A 17,592-nucleotide genomic window follows, 5' to 3' on the forward strand; every position below is an offset into this window, starting at 1 on the left:
AGGTCACGCAGCAGGTATCGAGGCGCTCAGACCAGTTCTGCAAAGAACTGCTGAATGCGTTGCAGGCCGGGCTCGAGCTGGGCCGTCGGGCAGGTGTAGGAAATGCGCAGCGCCCGCGGCTCGCCAAACGCCGAACCCGGCACGCAGGCGACGCCCTTGGCTTCAAGCAGCGCAGCGCAGAATTCCACGTCGTTGCTGATCAGCGTTCCGTTGTGGCGCTTGCCGAACGCCACCGAAATGTCCGGGAACGCGTAGAAAGCCCCTTGCGGCCGCGGGCAAATGACACCGGGAATCGCGCGCAGCGCGTCGACCACCACATCACGCTTGCCGGCAAATTCGGCGCACTTGGCCTGCGGAATGTCTTGCGGTCCGCTAAAGGCGGCAATCGCGGCGGCGGTGATCACTTCCGGCAGGCTGGTGATGTGATTGGAGTTGAGCGTAGTGACCGCTTTTGCCACCGACTCTGGCCCGGCAATCAGTCCCACGCGCCAGCCTGGCATGCCATACGTCTTGGACACGGAGTCGATGAAGATCAACCGCTCGCGCAACTCGGGCTTTTCCAGCACAAAGTTGTGATAGCCGATACCGTCGAAGACCATCGAGTTGTAGATATCGTCGGTGACAATCCAGGTGTCCGGATACTTCGCCAGCACGTCAGCCAGCGCGGCGATTTCTTCGCGCGTGTAGACCATGCCGGTGGGGTTTGACGGGTTGTTGAACAGAAACATCTTCGGCTTGCGCTGCAATGCCGCTTCCAATTGTGCAGGCGCAAGCTTGTAGTTCTGCACCGAAGGGCATGGCAGCACGTTGACCTTGGCACCGACGATGTCGGCGATGTCGTGGTACGTGGTCCAGTAGGGCGCCGGAAAACAAATCTCGTCGCCTTCGTCGAGCAGTGTTTCAGCAAGGTTGTACAGCACTTGCTTGGCACCGATGCCAATCGAAACATTCGTGCGGCCATAACCACTGAAACCCAGCGCCTCGATGTGCTTGAGGAACGCATCCAGCAAGTCATCGGGACCGCGATTGCTGCCGTACTGTCCACTATCGTGCGATAAAGCGTCGCGCGCCGCGGCATACACATGCTCACCTGGCAAAAAGTTCGGCACGCCGATCGAGAAGCTGATGATGTCGCGGCCGGCAGCCTTGAGCTGTTTTGCCTTTTCCGCAATGACCATGATCGCGCTGGGTTTGGCACGACCGACACGTTGGGCAAGTTGGGGCATGACTTTCTCTGTTCCTTTTAAGGATATGAACGCAGAAAACCTGAGAATTTTAGCATGCGGCAGCGCGTCATCCATCGACTACAGAAAAGCCGGTGTACGCCAACCGGTGCATTCCTCGGGTAGCCCATGCATGATGCGCACGCCACCAGCGCTTCGACACATCCCAGCCCGGGGGCACCGGCCGGCGAAATGCAGGCCAACCAACCTCAGAAAGATCTACCCAACTCTCGCGGAGGACACACGGATATGTTTCATCTGATCTGGTCCATCATCGTTGGTTTTTTCATCGGTCTGATTGCCCGTGCGCTGATTCCCGGCGCGGAACACTTGGGATTCTGGATGACTGTGGTTGTCGGCATCGTGGGTTCGTTGATCGGTGGCGTGATCGGCAATCTGATAAGCCGACCGCCGCCGGGCAGCAAATTCCATCCCGCCGGTTTTCTGATGTCCATCGTTGGCGCCATCGTGCTGCTGTTGATTCTTCGCTACGCCTTCCACATGTAATTTATTGGAAGTTGCAGATAAGCACTTCGCTTGAAACAAAGCGGCGGGAATGATCCCGCCGCTTTGCAAGCCAACCGAGCAAGCCAACTAAGTCAGGCTGCCGAACCGCCGAACAGTTTGCCGGCCAAGCCTTCCAGTGCTCCCAGATTGAAACCACCGCCCTGCGAGGCGTCTGGCACTTGCCCATCGGGTGTCAGATGATCGACCGCATGCGGCAACACCTGTGAGAGTTTGCCGAGCAGTTCATTCGGATCCACACCCAGTTTGGCCGCCTGTTCCTGTACCACCGAGCCGAGGCCGCCGTTCTGCAACGCCTGACCGAGCTGGTCGCTCGAAATCGGCTGATTCGCGCCAGTACCCACCCACGACTGCACCGCACCGCCGAGTCCGTGTTGTTGCAGGGTGCTGACCAGGCCCTGCACGCCGCCGGCGCGATCGATCAGCTGACCAGCCGCCGAAATCAATGACCCTGCACCCGCCTGTTGTCCCTGACCACCGAGCAAATCGTTGAGGAATGACATGGTCGTTCTCCTTCAAGAGTGGATGATGTCTGTTGCCCGCCGATCATAGGCCGGCGCCGCGGTCGCCGCCATGACAAGCGCGCAAAAAAACCGCCGGCTGAACCGGCGGTCTGGGTGACTCGTTTGCTGCATGGCGGCTATCGCAAAGATCTAAATGTCACAGATCGGACAGCAACGGAATCAGGCGCGCTTGTCGAGCACTGCGTTCCATTCCTTCACGCGGTCGGCGTGCGCAGCCAACAAGGCATCGACGTCGCCTTCCACCGTCACTTTCTCCACCGTGTCGCCCTGCTGGACGGCATTGACCACCTTCTGGTCTTCCGCGCCGATCACTTCACCAAACACACTGTGCTTGCCATCCAGCCATGGCGTGGCGCCATGGGTAATGAAGAACTGGCTGCCATTGGTGCGCGGACCGGCGTTGGCCATCGACAGCACGCCGGGCTTGTCGTGACGCAGCGACGCGTTGAATTCGTCTTCGAACTTGTAGCCAGGGCCGCCGCGACCGCTGCCTTCGGGGCAACCGCCCTGCACCATGAAGTCCGCGATCACGCGATGGAACGACAGGCCGTCGTAGTAGCCGCGCTTGGCCAGATTGACGAAATTGGCCACCGTGAGCGGTGCCTTGTCATCGTGCAGACGCAAATGGATCGGGCCGCGGTTGGTGCTGAAAGTAACGTTGATGGTCATCGCAAATCCTCGGGGTTCCTTGACAACATCACCGTGTCCGGCACGGCGATGGGGCGGGAAGAATACCGCAGTCGCGTGAAGGGTCCCATAAATGCCCCGGAATGAGGTCGGGCAACGGTGGTGAGAGCTGACCAATCGACGGACCACTCCTGACCGGCCCAGTGACGCAGCGCGGCACCGCCAAAGCCACCGAATGAACGAATTGACGAAACCGCAGGCAAGCTGACACATAAGTCCGTATAATCGACAAGTTAATCCTTCTGTTAAACCATCAGGCGGCCCATCCGGCGCCGGCCGAGTCTTTTATGTCTATCGAAAAACTGCGCAATATCGCCATCGTCGCCCACGTCGATCACGGCAAGACCACCCTCGTCGATTGCCTGCTCAAGCAGTCCGGCACGTTCTCCGATCGCACGGTGCTGGCTGAACGCGTGATGGATTCGAACGACCAGGAAAAAGAGCGCGGCATCACCATCCTGGCGAAGAACACCGCGATCCAGTGGCGCGACAACCGCATCAACATCGTCGACACACCGGGACATGCTGACTTCGGCGGCGAAGTGGAACGCGTGCTGTCGATGGTCGACTCGGTGCTGATCCTGGTCGATGCGATGGACGGCCCGATGCCGCAGACACGCTTCGTGACGCAGAAAGCGTTCGACATGGGCTTCAAGCCGATCGTGGTGATCAACAAGATCGACCGCCCTGGCGCGCGCCCGGACTGGGTGCTGGACCAGACATTCGATCTGTTCGATCGCCTCGGCGCCACCGACGAGCAGCTCGACTTTCCGGTGGTCTATGCCTCGGCCCTGCACGGTTACGCCAGCCTCAGCAGCGAAGCGCGCGAAGGCGACATGACCCCGCTGTACGAAGCGATCATGCAGCACGTGAGTGCGCCGAACGTCGATCCGGACGGCCCGTTCCAGATGCGTATCAGCCAGCTCGACTACAACAGCTACGTCGGCCTGATCGGCATCGGCCGCATCCAGCGCGGCAAGATCAAGACCAACCAGCAGGTCTCGGTGGTCGATCGTCACGGCAAGAAGCGCACCGGCAAGGTGTTGCAGGTGCTGGGCTTCATGGGCCTGGAACGCCGCGAAGTGGCCGAGGCCGAAGCCGGCGACATCGTCGCGATCTCCGGCCTGGAAGGCCTGAGCATCTCCGACACGGTCTGCCAGCTTGATACACCCGAGGCGCTCGAAGCGCTGACCGTTGACGAGCCGACCATCAGCATGACCTTCCAGGTCAACAACTCGCCGTTCGCCGGCAACAAGGACAAGAGCGGCGGCAAGTTCATCACCAGCCGCCAGCTGCGCGAGCGCCTCGAGCGCGAAACGCTGCACAACGTGGCGCTGAAGGTCGAGGAAGGTTCGGACCCGGACAAGTTCCTGGTCTCCGGTCGCGGCGAGCTGCATCTGTCGGTGCTGATCGAGAACATGCGCCGCGAGGGCTACGAGTTGGCCGTGTCGCGTCCCGAAGTGATCATCAAGGAAATCGACGGCAAGATGATGGAGCCGATCGAACAGCTGGTGGTCGACGTCGAAGAGGTTCACCAGGGCGGCGTGATGGAGCGCTTGGGCATGCGCAAGGGCCAGCTGAAGAACATGGAATCGGACGGCCGCGGTCGCGTGCGTCTGGACTATGAAATCCCGGCGCGTGGCCTGATCGGCTTCCAGACCGAGTTCCGCACGCTGACCCAGGGTGGCGGCCTGCTGTTCCACGTATTCGACCATTACGGCCCGAAGGCCGACGGTGCAATCGCCAAGCGCCAGAACGGCGTGATGATCTCCAACGCCACCGGCTCCACGCCCGCCTATTCGCTCGGACCGCTGCAGGATCGCGGCAAGCTGTTCGCGGCCGAAGGCGACGAAGTTTACGAGGGCCAGCTGGTCGGTATCCATGCCAAGGACAACGACCTCACCGTCAACGTCATCAAGGGCAAGCCGCTGACCAATATGCGCGCGTCGGGCAAGGACGATGCGATCCAGTTGTCACCGGCGATCAAGTACTCGCTCGAACAGGCGCTGGAGTTCATCGAGGACGATGAGCTGGTGGAAATCACCCCGAAGGAAATCCGCCTGCGCAAGCGTCACCTCACCGAGAGCGATCGCAAGCGTTCTTCGCGCAGCTGAGTTGTCGCGCAATCCATAAAAAGGCCGCCGAAAGGCGGCTTTTTTATGTCGTGGACTTCATTACGCCACGTTCCAGCATTTCAACCAACGCATTGAAAAACTCCCCGCCGCCCGAAGGTCAGCGAGGACAAAGACAACGCCGCCAGCGGCCAATCAGAGTGCGCGGCTGAAACCAACCAGCACGGAGCTTCCGTGGCTGCCATCGATCAGCGGACTATTGCTGATCTTGTCCGGCAATACGCTGTATCTGGCACCGATCATCAGCGCCCACTTTGCGCCGATGGGCCGGGTCAAATTGACGCCCACTTGCGGAATCAACGCACCGCCCGGTTCATAGCCAGGCACACCGCGGCGTACTTCGTCCAGATGGATGCCGTAGTAATAGTCGGCAACCTTGGACGACAGGAAAGTGGCACCGACCGTCGGGGTAATCCGGAAGCCGCCCCACTGCAGCGGATAGCCATATTCCAGCGAATATTCCGCGCCTTCGCTGCTGCCCGATATATCGGTCTTGGCCACCGCCTTCAGCTGCCCGAGGCGACCGGTCCATGACGCGGCGAAACCGGCATCGATGCTGCGATCGCGATCCTCCAGGTCATTTCGGTTGATGCCACGGCGAGCCAGAGCGGCCCGGTCGAAATCGGATGCATCGATGTTGTTGAAACCGGTCGTGATGATGGCATCGACGACAAAGCCGTCGGACTTCAACAAATGGATACCACCGGTAATCCCGCGGAAGAAAAAGCGGTCACCCTCATAGTCGACCAGCGGAAACGGCGTCACCTTCGAGCCCTGCCCGATATAGGCATTGTCGGAAACAGCCACTCCCAAGCCAAGCCGCCAGCGCGAGGCTGTTGCCGCATCCGCCTGATCGTCCGACGCGGTCGTCGATTGAGCCCATACACTTGCCGGCATCAGCATGATCAAGAGGCAGGAACATAGTTTTTTCATCGGACAACTTTCCTTGAGTAATCGCTGTAAAGGTTGTTTCGCGAGCACGGAACGTCTCGCAATATCAGCGATCACGGTGACCGCTTCGAATCGTCACCAGCATGTCCAGCAGCCGTGCCGTGGCGCCCTCCTCGACCAGTTGCTGAGCTGTCTTGCCGCCCAGCTCGCAGATCACGTCACTGCTAAACCAGTGCATGACCTTGTCGGCATCCGGTTCGATGCCCCTGGCAACGGAAAGCACGACTGCTCGCTCCCACTCGACCCGGGTACGCGACGTCGTCATGCTGCTCTTCATGGGCGCGGGAGGCGGCACGTCGCCGAGCAGAATGGGCGAACGTCGCTGGAGCAAGTTGCGGAATGTCGCAGGCATCGGGAGTGCCATGGCGGCTGGGGAGGTAGCGCATACTGACAATGCGATATGTCCCGCGTTTGTCCCGAAAAATATCCTACCGCAACAATGTTTCATCACTGAAATATGTGCTTATCTGCTGGTGTTGCCGTATAACAGCGGGCATCAGATCCAGGGGAAGCAAGGTGATCGCCGTGCCCAACATCCTAGTCGTCGATGACGACGAAGAGCTTCTTGCATTAATCAAGAAATTCCTTGAGCGATACGATTATAAAGTCGAAGTCGCAGGCTCGGGCTCGCAGATGGATACAGCGATGGCCAGCAGGGATTTCGACGCGCTGATTCTCGATGTAATGCTGCCTGGCGAAGACGGCTTCAGCTTGTGCAAGCGGGTAAGAGCCGCATCGAGCAGCCTGCCCATCATCATGCTGACCGCAGTGACGGAAACCACCGACCGCATTGTCGGCCTTGAGCTGGGTGCGGATGATTATCTGGCCAAGCCCTTCGACGCGCGCGAGCTGCTGGCACGGATCCGTGCTTTGCTGCGCCGGGCTACGCTGCGCCAGACCAGTGCCGATCATCACCCCGGCCTGCTGTTCGGAAGCTGGCGACTCGACCTGGCCAAGCGCGAATTGCGTTCCAGCGACATGACTCTGGTGCCGCTGTCCAGCGGTGAGTTCGAGCTGCTGCTGGCCTTTCTCGAACATCCACAGCGCTTGCTGACGCGTGAGCAACTGATCGACTACGCGCGAGGCTCAGCCCACGAAGTGTTCGATCGCAGTATCGACGTCCAGATCAGCCGCATCCGGCGAAAGATTGAAACCGATACGCGCAATCCGGAAATGATACGCACGGTGCGCAACGCCGGTTACATCTTCACCATGCCGGTCGAACACGCTCAATGAAACGCCATCACGTATTCGACAGCATTGCCTGGTGGTTTGCGCTCAATGTAGCCGCCGCCATCCTGATCGCACTGTTGATGTGCATGATCATTGTGCAATTCGCCGGCGTCTGGGCGCAGCCCTCAGTCGAGAGCGCAGGGTTGATCGAACAGGTAGCAGGCATTGCCCGCACGATCGATAAAGTCCCCGCCACCGAGCGCTCGCAGCTGGCCCTGAAGCTCGCTTCAGCCGCCTACGATATGCATTGGTATCCACACCGCGACCAGGTTCCGATATCGACTGATCATGATAAGAAAGAACACGATGCCCGTTGGACCAAGCTCACCAGCATGCTGGGCCGACCCGATGCCGGCGTGCTGGCCTCCAGTCCCGATGACGTCGCTGCGAAAGCCGAACCCGTACTGCGCAAATATGCCATCGCCATCGAGCTGTCCGACCACAGCTGGATCATGTTCGATACGGCCCAGCGCAGTTGGGGTATCGCTCGCGGTTTACAGATATTGCTAACCATTCTGTTCCTTCTGCTTTCGAGCGGCATCATCGCCAGTGCAGCTGGCCGGCGGCTGGCACGGCCCGTGCAACGATTTGCCGATGCCGCCGAAACCTTCGGCGCCGGCTCGCGTGCCGAGCCATTGCAGCTAGTCGGCCCGCTGGAAATCCGCGAGGCAGCGGCAGCGTTCAACGCCATGCAGGAACGCATCCAGCAGTTGATGGACAGCCGCACCGAAATGCTCACGGCGATCTCGCATGATCTGCGCGCACCGCTTACACGCATGCGCTTGCGCGGCGAGTTCATCGAAGATAACGAGCAACAGCGAAAACTGTTTCGCGACGTCGACGAAATGCAGGCCATGGTCGAGGCCAGTCTGGCGTTCTTCCGACTTGATGGTCAGCAAGAGGAAATGACCCGTTTCGAGCTGGGCGAACTAATCCATACCGTGGTGGATGATTTCCGTGACATGGGCCAGCCGGTAGAGTCCGCTCATTTGATGCCGCTGGTTTACCTAGGTCGCCCGCTGGCACTCAAGCGGGTGCTGACCAATCTTATCGACAATGCAGTGAAGTACGGCAGCAGAGCCCGCATCACGTTGAGCGCGCAGAACAGCCAGGTCATCATTACCATCGACGATGACGGCCCCGGCGTCCCTCCCAGCCTGATACCCAAGCTTTTTCTGCCCTTTTTCCGGATCGAAGCCTCACGCAATCGCGCAACCGGCGGCTTTGGTCTGGGGCTGCCCTCGGCCCGTTCGATCATGCGTAACCACGGCGGCGAACTCACCCTGGAAAACCGCCAGCCGCATGGCCTGCGCGCCACCGTCTTTCTGCCCAATGCTTCAGGCGACGTGTAAACTCCGAGGAGACTCCTTAAAACGGTTTCTGCTTGATTCAAGACAACTGACGCTTACAGAACCACGCCCTCGCGAATCAACTCGATAAAGGCGCGCAACGCAGCAGGGACGTGACGATGCCCCGGGTAATACAGACGCATGCCGGGAAACGGTGGTGTCCAGTCGTCCAGCACCTGCACCAGTCGGCCCGCAGCAAGATCCTCCGCAACATACCACTCGGATATGAAAGCCAGGCCAATGCCAGTGCGAACGGCCTGCACGATCATCCGAGGCTCATCCAGAATCAGCGGCCCCTGCACGTCGACCGCTAACGATTCACCGTGACGTTCGAGCTCCCAGCGGTAAATGCCGCCGTGCGACATACGCAGACGAATACACGCATGCGCGGCCAGATCGCCTGGCACCTGCGGCGGCGGGTGATGCTCAAAATACGACGGCGCACCGACCACGACCAAGCGTTGGTCACCACCAATCGGTACGGCGATCATGTCGCGCGGCACCGATTCCTCCAGCCGGATGCCCGCGTCGAAGCCGGCCGCGACGATATCCACCAGGCGCGCCTCGGTAACAATGTCCACCGTCATGCCCGGATGGCGTTGCACGAAAGCGAGTACCAGCGGCGCGAAGATCATCTGCGCAGCACCGGTCGATGCATTGATGCGCAGCGTTCCGGTCAGTGACTGATCCTGCGGGTTGATTTCCTCGGACGCGCGGCGAATTTCGACCAGCGCCGGGGTGATCCGGTCGGTGAAACGTCGTCCCGCCTCGGTCAGCGACACGCTACGGGTGGTGCGATGGAATAGCCGCGAATCCAGCCGCGCTTCCAGTCCCGCAATGGCGTTGCTGACCGCCGAGGTTGACATGCCCATCTCAGCCGCCGCGCCGCGAAAGCTGCCGCGTCGCGCCACGGCCAGCACAGCCTCCAGTTCGACCAGTCCCGAGCGATGCATTGTCCCGATTTCCAGAATGACCTATCCAGTAAGACCTATCTTATCAAAACAATCGTCGACGCCCAGACTGTGCGCATGCCGGATCAACCGGCGTTCGCGGAGATCGGCCATGCAGAACATCGAGACCATTTACATCGGCGGCGCGTTCGTCACGCCTCATGGCGAAGAGCGCTTCAACCTGTTCAACCCGGCGAAGGGCGAAGTCATCGGCCAGGTACGGCTAGCGGACGAACAGGATGCCAACCAGGCTATCGCCGCTGCCAAACACGCATTCCGCGCGTTTGCCCGCACGTCCAGGGCCGAGCGGCTCGACTGGCTCAGCCGCATGCACACGGCAATCGAGGCACGCGAAGATGAGCTCAACGAGGCGATCATCGAGGAATACGGCGCACCGGTGTCGCGGGCACGATGGATGGCCAAACACGCCGCAAGCGTTTTTCTCGATATGTCGCTGGTGCTGGAAAACTATGACTTCAACCGCCGCGTCGGCAGCGCCGAGGTGGTGATGCAACCGGCCGGCGTGGTCGGCCTGATCACGCCATGGAACAGCAATGCCGGTTTTATCTGCGGCAAGCTCGCCACGGCCATTGCGGCCGGTTGCACCGCCGTGATCAAACCCAGCGAAATGAGCGCGATCCAGACCCGTATCGTCACCGAGGCATTGCATGAGGCTGGGTTGCCACCAGGCGTCTTCAATATTGTCACCGGCCGCGGCGAGACCGTGGGCGCGACGATCAGCGCCCATCCGGATGTCGCCAAGATTTCCTTTACGGGCTCAACAACGGTGGGTAAATCCATCCTGCGCGCCGGCGCCGAAACGCTGAAGCGCATCACCCTCGAACTGGGTGGTAAATCGCCGGTACTGGTGCTCGACGATGCCGACCTCGCGATCGCAATACCAATGGCCATCCAGGCGGGTTTCATGAACAGCGGTCAGGCCTGCATCGCCGGCACGCGCATCCTGGTGCCCGCCTCGCGCATGGCCGAGGCCGAGGCGATTGCAAAGGCGGCTGTGGAAGCTACCGTGGTGGGCGACCCGCGTCATTTCGGCACCGACATCGGCCCCATGGTCAGCCAGAAACAGTGGGACCGCGTGCAGCGCTATATCAACCTGGGCATAGAAGAAGGGGCTCGCCTCGTTGCGGGCGGCCCGGGATTGCCAGACGGCTTAGCTGCTGGCTGGTTCGTCCGGCCCACCTTGTTTGCCGACGTGCGCAACGACATGAGGATTGCCCGCGAAGAAATCTTCGGACCGGTGCTATGCCTCATTTCATATGAGGACGAAGAAGACGGTATCGCCATTGCCAATGACACTCCCTACGGCCTGCAGGGTTACGTGATGTCGACCGATATCGAACGAGCGAATCGAGTCGCCGGACGCATCGACGCGGGACGCGTGCTGATCAATACGTTGGCACACGAGCCAAAAGCACCATTCGGCGGTTTCAAGCAGTCCGGCCTGGGACGCGAGTACGGCACCTTTGGACTTGACGCATACCTGGAACCCAAGTCGTTGCTGGGCCTGCACGCGGCCTGATGCATGCAGCGCAACGCACAGAAACCTCGCACTGACTATCAAAAGCCGCCGCAGAAAGTCTTATCTGCGCCTTGATCAGCGTCCAGTCACCTTGGATTTCTCAGGTGCCACCCGCAAACCCGGCCGCTGTCGAGCCAACTTGCGCAGCAGTTCGGCAAAAGCCTGCAGGTCGACATGCCATGGCGACGCATCGCGCCAATGCAACGCAATCTCTCTGCCCGGCGCCTGCCCGGTGAGCTTGGCCAGCACAATGTTCGGCATCGAAGCCAGGCGCTCATGCGCCAACGCGGGTATCAGGGCATAGCCGCCGCGTAGACTGACCAAGGCGGCAAGGCTTTCCAGGCTGACGTCCTGCACATAGCCACGCGACGTCTGCGCACTCTCGCTACCCGTGCCGTTCAAGCCATCCGCGTGACCTTCGGCCATCAGTATCGCTTCGGCCGGATCGAGCTGCTCCAGCGACAGGCTGCGCTTGCCGGCCAGCGGGTGATCGGCGCGCAGCATCAATTCCCATGGCTCGAAAAACAGCGGCCGCACCGCGATACCGCTGATGGCCGGCCCTGCCGGCGCCAGCACCGCGTCGAGCTCACCTTCATGCAGACGACGCAGCAGGCCGCGCGGCTTGCCTTCGGAAATGCCCAGACGCGCACCGGGAAAGTGCTGCGGAAAGGGCTCGATCAAATGCGGTAGCAGATAGGGACCGAGTGACGCCGGCAAACCGAGCCTCAACTCGCCACCGAAGGCTACCGCGCCCGCGCGCGCCATTTGCTGGAGATGCTCGGCCGCAGTGAGCACGGCGGCAATTTGCGCAAGCAACTGATGACCACCAGCCGTCGGCACGATGCGCCGACCACCGCGCTCAAACAATGGCGAACCGAGCGCCTGCTCCACCTTCTGCACCTGATGCGAGAGTCCCGACGGGCTGATGTGCATCGCCCGCGCGGCACTGTTGAAACTGCCGTGCTGATGCACTGCCTGCACCAGCGCAAGATCGCGCAGCGAGACGGCGGATAAAGTCATCGAAATCATCGAACGCTGCATGTCATCAAAGGCGTTTGTGTGAGGTAGTCATCGGGTTCATGCTGGACCGTGAAGTTCAGCCACAAGCGTTGGCAAAGTCTACTCGTCGTACCCGTTTTCAGGCGCGCCGGGAACGACATGACCTGCGATCAAGGTCGCGACCATCCGGCGTTTGGGCGATAATTGCGTTTTTACCAAGCCGGCGAATTGCTCTCGCCACGCTTGCAGTCATCCCAGCCGCAGGATCAGCCAGGAACCTACCCATGAAAGACACTTTTTCCGTACGCGACACTCTCGAGGTCAATGGCCAGCACCACGTATTCGCCAGCCTGACCAAACTCGGCGAGCGTTTCGACCTGAAGCGGCTACCGTATTCGCTGAAGATCCTGCTGGAGAACCTGCTGCGCCACGAAGACGGCGTCAACGTGACCTCGAAGGAAATCGAGGCGATCGCGAAATGGGATGCCAAGGCCGAACCCGAGATCGAAATCGCCTTCATGCCCGCCCGCGTGGTGCTGCAGGATTTCACCGGCGTACCCTGCGTGGTTGACCTGGCCGCGATGCGTGATGCCGTGGTGAAGCTGGGCGGCGATGCAAATCAGATCAACCCGCTGGCACCAGCCGAGTTGGTCATCGACCACTCCGTGCAGGTCGACGTCTACGGCTCCGAGTCTGCGCTGGAAAAGAACGTCGAGATCGAGTTCGAGCGCAACCAGGAGCGTTACTCGTTCCTGCGCTGGGGGCAAAAAGCGTTCAACAATTTCAAGGTCGTGCCGCCACGCACGGGCATCGTGCATCAGGTCAATCTGGAGCATCTGGCTCGCGTGGTGTTTACCGCTGACAAGGACGGCGAGAGCTGGGCCTACCCGGACACCGTGTTCGGCACGGATTCGCACACCACCATGATCAATGGCATCGGTGTACTGGGCTGGGGCGTAGGCGGTATCGAGGCCGAGGCCGCCATGCTGGGCCAACCGTCCTCCATGCTGATTCCGCAGGTCGTCGGCTTCAAGCTGACCGGCAAGCTGCCCGAGGGCGTCACCGCCACCGATCTGGTGCTGACCGTGACGCAGATGCTGCGCAAGCTCGGCGTGGTGGGCAAGTTCGTCGAGTTCTTCGGTGATGGCCTCAAGCACCTGCCGCTGGCAGACCGCGCCACCATCGCGAACATGGCACCCGAATACGGCGCGACCTGTGGCATCTTCCCGATCGATCAGGAGGCGCTGAACTATCTGCACCTCTCCGGCCGCGCCGATGCACAGATCAAGCTGGTTGAAGCCTATGCCAAGGCGCAAGGTCTCTGGCACGACGAAAATACCCCGCACGCCGAGTTCACCACCACGCTGGAACTGAACCTCGCTGATGTGCGCCCGTCATTGGCTGGTCCGAAGCGTCCGCAGGACCGCGTACTGCTTGAAGACGTCAAGCAGAGCTACCTCGATGCCGTTGGTGGTCTCACCGCCAACCGCAAGCAGTCCAGTGAAGCGACTGCCGATTTCGCCAATGAAGGCGGAGCTACGGCGGTTGGCAATCTGGCCAATACGGTCAGCCATGGTGGCGTGCGCGTCGAGAAAGACGGCGAATCCTTCAGCCTGTACGACGGCTCGGTAGTCATCGCCGCAATCACTTCATGCACCAACACTTCCAACCCGGCCGTGATGCTCGGTGCCGGTCTGTTGGCCAAGAAAGCTGCTGCGCGTGGCCTCAAAGCCAAACCGTGGGTGAAGACCTCGATCGGACCCGGCTCGCTAGTGGTCACCGATTATCTGAAGAAGACCGGGCTGCTGGAGGAACTCGAGAAGATCGGCTTCTACATCGTCGGCTACGGCTGCACTACCTGCATCGGCAACTCCGGCCCGCTGCCCGAAGAAATCAGCAAAGGCATCAGCAAGGGAGACCTCGCTGTGGCATCGGTGCTCTCAGGTAACCGTAACTTCGAAGGCCGTGTGCATCCGGAAGTGAAGATGAACTACCTGGCTTCGCCGCCGCTGGTCGTCGCCTACGCATTGGCCGGCTCGCTGCATGTCGATCTGAGCAAGGACCCGATCGGCGAAGGCAGCGATGGCAAGCCGGTGTACCTGAAGGACATCTGGCCGTCCAACCAGGAAATCTCCGACGCGATCGCCAGCTCGATCAACCCGGCCATGTTCGAGAAGAACTACGCCGACGTGTTCAAGGGCGACAGCCGCTGGAACCAGATCGAATCGCCCGACGGTGCGACGTATGCATGGGATGATTCCACCTACATCAAGAATCCTCCCTACTTCGACGGCATGAGCAAGGAAGCCGGCACCATCGAGGACATTCATGGCGCGCGCGTGCTCGGCCTGTTCGGCGACTCGATCACCACCGATCACATCTCGCCGGCCGGTTCGATCAAAAAGGACAGCCCGGCGGGCCGTTTCCTGATCGAGAAAGGCGTCGAGCCGCACGACTTCAATTCCTACGGCTCGCGTCGCGGCAACGATGACGTGATGGTGCGCGGCACCTTTGCCAACATCCGCATCAAGAACCTGATGCTGGATGGCGTCGAAGGCGGCTATACCCGGCACGTGCCGAGCGGCGAACAGCTGGCGATCTACGACGCGGCCATGAAGTACAAGGCCGACAAGACGCCGCTGGTCGTGCTGGCAGGCAAAGAGTACGGCACCGGTTCATCGCGCGACTGGGCGGCCAAGGGCACACTGCTGCTGGGCGTCAAGGCTGTGATCACCGAGAGCTTCGAGCGCATCCATCGCTCCAACCTCGTCGGCATGGGTGTGCTGCCGTGCACGTTCAAGAACGGCGAGAATGCGCAGTCACTCGGCCTGACCGGCAAGGAAACTTTCGACATCACCGGTCTGGATGACGGCAAGTCGAAGGAAGCCAAGGTAGTCGCGACCCGCGAGGACGGCAGCAAGAAGGAGTTCACCGTGCAGGTGATGTTGCTGACTCCGAAAGAGCGCGAATTTTTCCGCCACGGCGGCATTCTGCAGTATGTGTTGCGTCAGCTGGCGAACAAGAAAGCCGCCTGAGTCGGTGTGGATGAGTAACCGCCGGAAATGAAAACAGCCCCGGAATCCCGGGGCTGTTTTTTAAGGACGTTAACCACGTCGCGCATGGCTCATCATTGCATCAGCTGCTTCCAACTCGCCGTATAGCAGTCCCACTTGCCGTCGTCCTTGCGCCATGCCGACTCGACTTGATAAACGCCCAGCTTGTCCGGAAGCACGTGACTGCCACGGGTCAAAGTAACCGTGAGAGTCGCCATCATCCGATCACCCCGATGCTCGATGGTGACTGGACCGGTGGTGACCCCGATATGATCGCCGCGCAGCGCGACCAGTCGCATCATGTTGGCCAGGGAGCGCTTGTCCAGGTCGCCAGCGTTACCGTCGAAATCATTACTAAGCGGCTTGACCGCGCCACTTGTGTCACCGGTTTCGGCAGCGTTTGCCACGGAAGCAATCGCCTGACGAACCTGCTCCTCATCCGGCGTGTGCCGGCAGCCCGACAGAAGCGCCGTCGACAGCGCAACGCAGAGCGTGAGACCCGCTATTTGAAGCCATCGAATCATCTGAAAATCTCGCTGCGGCGCGGCTTGCCGCTCTGCAGGGGCTATGCTCCAATGCGTGAGCGTATGGACCAATGCAACTTCTTCCACCATCGATCCATCGGCAACTTTGAGTTGCCATCGATGCCGAACTTAATCGATCCCGTTGTTACCGATCAAGAATTGAGAAACCAAGCATGAGCAATGAACGTCCGTGGCTGGATCACTACCCGGCCGGCGTGCCAGCGCAGATCAATATCGACGATTACGCTTCGGTCGCGGCGGTGATCGACGAGGCTTTCACGAACTTTGCTGATCGCCCTGCCTTCACCAATTTCGGCAAGACGCTCAGCTATCGCGAAATTGACGAGTCGAGTCGGCAGTTTGCCGGTTACCTCACCGGTGTGCTGAAGCTCGGCAAAGGTGATCGCATCGCGATCATGCTGCCCAATGTGCTGCAGTATCCGATCGCGCTCTTTGGCGCCTTGCGTGCCGGTCTGGTGGTAGTCAACACCAACCCGATGTATACCGCGCGTGAGCTGCGGCATCAACTGGAAGATTCCGGCGCCAAGGCCATTCTGGTACTCGACAATTTCGCCGCGACGCTGCAGGAAGTGCTCGCGCAGACCCACGTACAACATGTCGTTACGACCGGCCTTGGCGATCTGCTGGGCGCGAAGGGTGTGTTGATCAACTTCGCGCTCAAGCACATCAAGAAGATGGTGCCTGCGTTCAACATTCCGCACGCCGTGCGCTTCCGCGACGCTCTCGTACAAGGCAAGGCGCATCCGCTGAAACCAGTGCAGCTGAGTCACGACGATATCGCCTTCCTGCAATACACAGGCGGCACCACCGGCGTAGCCAAGGGCGCCATGCTGACGCACGGCAATATGGTCGCCAACATGCTGCAGGCCGGCGCGTGGTTTTCGGCCAAGATCCGGCCAGGCGAAGAGATCATCATCACTGCGTTGCCGCTGTATCACATCTTTGCGCTGACCTGTAATTGCTTCATCTTTCTGCGCTTTGGCGGACAGAGCATTCTCGTCACCAATCCACGCGATATGCCGGCTTTCGTGAAGGAACTGGCCAGCGTGAAATTCACCTCGATCACCGGCGTGAATACCTTGTTCAACGGCTTACTGAACACACCCGGTTTTGATCGAGTGGATTTCTCTCACCTGCGCATGAGCTTCGGTGGTGGCATGGCCGTGCAGCGTACGGTGGCCGAAAAATGGCAAAAGGTTACCGGCTGCGCCTTGGTTGAAGGCTACGGCATGACCGAGAGCTCGCCGGTCGCCACCATCAATCCGCTGGTCGATGGCGCCCGTTTCAGCGGTTCGATCGGGCTACCCATTCCCTCCACCGAAATCGGCATTCAAGACGACGATGGCAAACCGCTGGCGATGGGCGAAGTTGGCGAAATTTGCATCCGCGGACCGCAAGTCATGAAGGGGTACTGGGAGCAGCCTGCCGAAACCAGCAAAGTACTCAGCAGCGATGGCTGGCTGCGTACGGGTGACCTCGGCCGCATCGACGAGACCGGCCTCGTCTATATCGTGGATCGCAAGAAGGACATGATTCTGGTGTCCGGCTTCAACGTGTATCCCAACGAGATCGAAGATACCGTGATGCAGAATCCGGGCGTGGCCGAAGTAGCTGCCGTCGGTGTGCCGGACGAACACTCCGGCGAAGTCGTGAAGCTGTTCGTGGTGCGCAAGGACCCTAACCTCACGGTCGAGGCGCTCAAGGAGTTCTGTCGCGAAAACTTTACCGGTTACAAGCGACCAAAACTGATCGAATTCCGCGATGAGCTGCCGAAAAGCAACGTCGGCAAGATTCTTCGTCGCGAGCTGCGCGACGAAAAAAAGACGGCAGCCTGAGATTTATCAGTCGATCTTTATAAGAACGCCATGCCGCAGAAGCATG

15 protein-coding genes are annotated in these 17,592 nt (G+C 60.2%); 7 read left to right on the plus strand and 8 right to left on the minus strand.

The window, feature by feature from the left end; all coding sequences use genetic code 11:
• Positions 1 to 26: 26 nt before the first annotated feature.
• On the minus strand, positions 27 to 1,226 hold the full coding sequence (locus HDE80_RS17725; RefSeq protein WP_184673105.1) for a pyridoxal phosphate-dependent aminotransferase: 1,200 nt from the start codon (positions 1,224 to 1,226) through the stop codon (positions 27 to 29).
• Positions 1,227 to 1,472: 246 nt separating this feature from the next.
• Here HDE80_RS17725 and HDE80_RS17730 point away from each other — a divergent pair, with 246 nt between their 5' ends.
• Positions 1,473 to 1,730, plus strand: a complete 258-nt coding sequence (locus tag HDE80_RS17730) for a GlsB/YeaQ/YmgE family stress response membrane protein (RefSeq protein ID WP_184673106.1) — start codon at positions 1,473 to 1,475, stop codon at positions 1,728 to 1,730.
• Between the two features lie 92 nt (positions 1,731 to 1,822).
• Here the strand turns inward: HDE80_RS17730 and HDE80_RS17735 are convergent, their stop codons facing one another.
• Positions 1,823 to 2,251 (minus strand): YidB family protein, encoded by a 429-nt coding sequence (locus HDE80_RS17735; protein ID WP_184604644.1) that lies wholly within the window; start codon positions 2,249 to 2,251, stop codon positions 1,823 to 1,825.
• A gap of 180 nt (positions 2,252 to 2,431) precedes the next feature.
• Positions 2,432 to 2,941 (minus strand): peptidylprolyl isomerase, encoded by a 510-nt coding sequence (locus HDE80_RS17740; RefSeq protein ID WP_184673107.1) that lies wholly within the window; start codon positions 2,939 to 2,941, stop codon positions 2,432 to 2,434.
• A gap of 305 nt (positions 2,942 to 3,246) precedes the next feature.
• Here HDE80_RS17740 and typA point away from each other — a divergent pair, with 305 nt between their 5' ends.
• Entirely contained in the window at positions 3,247 to 5,073 is a 1,827-nt protein-coding gene (gene typA / locus HDE80_RS17745; protein WP_184604648.1) for a translational GTPase TypA, read from the plus strand.
• A 153-nt stretch (positions 5,074 to 5,226) separates the two neighbouring features.
• On the opposite strand, the gene HDE80_RS17750 is transcribed toward typA, so the two are convergent.
• On the minus strand, positions 5,227 to 6,024 hold the full coding sequence (locus HDE80_RS17750) for a MipA/OmpV family protein (protein ID WP_184673108.1): 798 nt from the start codon (positions 6,022 to 6,024) through the stop codon (positions 5,227 to 5,229).
• A 64-nt stretch (positions 6,025 to 6,088) separates the two neighbouring features.
• The gene (locus HDE80_RS17755; protein WP_184673110.1) at positions 6,089 to 6,307 is read right to left on the minus strand and encodes a hypothetical protein; all 219 of its coding nucleotides are present in this window, start codon (positions 6,305 to 6,307) and stop codon (positions 6,089 to 6,091) included.
• A 260-nt stretch (positions 6,308 to 6,567) separates the two neighbouring features.
• Here HDE80_RS17755 and HDE80_RS17760 point away from each other — a divergent pair, with 260 nt between their 5' ends.
• A complete protein-coding gene (locus tag HDE80_RS17760; RefSeq protein WP_184604654.1) occupies positions 6,568 to 7,278 on the plus strand; it encodes a response regulator in 711 nt (236 codons plus the stop codon).
• A complete protein-coding gene (locus HDE80_RS17765) occupies positions 7,275 to 8,627 on the plus strand; it encodes an ATP-binding protein (protein ID WP_184673112.1) in 1,353 nt (450 codons plus the stop codon). Before HDE80_RS17760 ends, HDE80_RS17765 begins: the two co-directional genes overlap by 4 nt.
• Positions 8,628 to 8,680: 53 nt before the next feature.
• Here the strand turns inward: HDE80_RS17765 and HDE80_RS17770 are convergent, their stop codons facing one another.
• Entirely contained in the window at positions 8,681 to 9,577 is an 897-nt protein-coding gene (locus HDE80_RS17770; protein ID WP_184673113.1) for a LysR family transcriptional regulator, read from the minus strand.
• Between the two features lie 109 nt (positions 9,578 to 9,686).
• Here HDE80_RS17770 and HDE80_RS17775 point away from each other — a divergent pair, with 109 nt between their 5' ends.
• Positions 9,687 to 11,114 (plus strand): aldehyde dehydrogenase family protein, encoded by a 1,428-nt coding sequence (locus tag HDE80_RS17775; RefSeq protein ID WP_184673114.1) that lies wholly within the window; start codon positions 9,687 to 9,689, stop codon positions 11,112 to 11,114.
• Positions 11,115 to 11,189: 75 nt separating this feature from the next.
• On the opposite strand, the gene HDE80_RS17780 is transcribed toward HDE80_RS17775, so the two are convergent.
• Entirely contained in the window at positions 11,190 to 12,155 is a 966-nt protein-coding gene (locus HDE80_RS17780; RefSeq protein ID WP_184673115.1) for a LysR family transcriptional regulator, read from the minus strand.
• 242 nt (positions 12,156 to 12,397) lie between these two features.
• On the opposite strand from HDE80_RS17780, the gene acnA reads away from it, so the two are divergent.
• On the plus strand, positions 12,398 to 15,148 hold the full coding sequence (gene acnA / locus HDE80_RS17785; RefSeq protein WP_184673116.1) for an aconitate hydratase AcnA: 2,751 nt from the start codon (positions 12,398 to 12,400) through the stop codon (positions 15,146 to 15,148).
• Positions 15,149 to 15,240: 92 nt separating this feature from the next.
• Here acnA and HDE80_RS17790 read toward each other — a convergent pair whose 3' ends face one another.
• Positions 15,241 to 15,690 carry a hypothetical protein gene (locus HDE80_RS17790; protein WP_184673117.1) on the minus strand — a complete coding sequence of 150 codons (450 nt, stop codon included), beginning with the start codon at positions 15,688 to 15,690 and terminating at the stop codon, positions 15,241 to 15,243.
• Positions 15,691 to 15,863: 173 nt separating this feature from the next.
• On the opposite strand from HDE80_RS17790, the gene HDE80_RS17795 reads away from it, so the two are divergent.
• Positions 15,864 to 17,546: a long-chain-fatty-acid--CoA ligase gene (locus HDE80_RS17795; RefSeq protein ID WP_184673118.1), complete on the plus strand. Its 1,683-nt coding sequence runs from the start codon at positions 15,864 to 15,866 to the stop codon at positions 17,544 to 17,546.
• Positions 17,547 to 17,592: the final 46 nt, after the last annotated feature.

The sequence above is a fragment of the Rhodanobacter sp. A1T4 genome (assembly GCF_014207185.1).
GTDB lineage: Bacteria > Pseudomonadota > Gammaproteobacteria > Xanthomonadales > Rhodanobacteraceae > Rhodanobacter.

Bases quoted from the DNA above. Each gene is read 5' to 3' on its own strand.
- HDE80_RS17750 (WP_184673108.1), bottom strand. From the start codon at position 6,024: ATGAAAAAACTATGTTCCTGCCTCTTGATCATGCTGATGCCGGCAAGT.
- HDE80_RS17740 (WP_184673107.1), bottom strand. From the start codon at position 2,941: ATGACCATCAACGTTACTTTCAGCACCAACCGCGGCCCGATCCATTTG.
- HDE80_RS17795 (WP_184673118.1), top strand. From the start codon at position 15,864: ATGAGCAATGAACGTCCGTGGCTGGATCACTACCCGGCCGGCGTGCCA.
- HDE80_RS17775 (WP_184673114.1), top strand. From the start codon at position 9,687: ATGCAGAACATCGAGACCATTTACATCGGCGGCGCGTTCGTCACGCCT.
- HDE80_RS17770 (WP_184673113.1), bottom strand. From the start codon at position 9,577: ATGCATCGCTCGGGACTGGTCGAACTGGAGGCTGTGCTGGCCGTGGCG.
- HDE80_RS17790 (WP_184673117.1), bottom strand. From the start codon at position 15,690: ATGATTCGATGGCTTCAAATAGCGGGTCTCACGCTCTGCGTTGCGCTG.
- HDE80_RS17780 (WP_184673115.1), bottom strand. From the start codon at position 12,155: ATGCAGCGTTCGATGATTTCGATGACTTTATCCGCCGTCTCGCTGCGC.
- HDE80_RS17735 (WP_184604644.1), bottom strand. From the start codon at position 2,251: ATGTCATTCCTCAACGATTTGCTCGGTGGTCAGGGACAACAGGCGGGT.
- HDE80_RS17725 (WP_184673105.1), bottom strand. From the start codon at position 1,226: ATGCCCCAACTTGCCCAACGTGTCGGTCGTGCCAAACCCAGCGCGATC.
- typA (WP_184604648.1), top strand. From the start codon at position 3,247: ATGTCTATCGAAAAACTGCGCAATATCGCCATCGTCGCCCACGTCGAT.
- HDE80_RS17755 (WP_184673110.1), bottom strand. From the start codon at position 6,307: ATGACGACGTCGCGTACCCGGGTCGAGTGGGAGCGAGCAGTCGTGCTT.
- HDE80_RS17765 (WP_184673112.1), top strand. From the start codon at position 7,275: ATGAAACGCCATCACGTATTCGACAGCATTGCCTGGTGGTTTGCGCTC.
- acnA (WP_184673116.1), top strand. From the start codon at position 12,398: ATGAAAGACACTTTTTCCGTACGCGACACTCTCGAGGTCAATGGCCAG.
- HDE80_RS17730 (WP_184673106.1), top strand. From the start codon at position 1,473: ATGTTTCATCTGATCTGGTCCATCATCGTTGGTTTTTTCATCGGTCTG.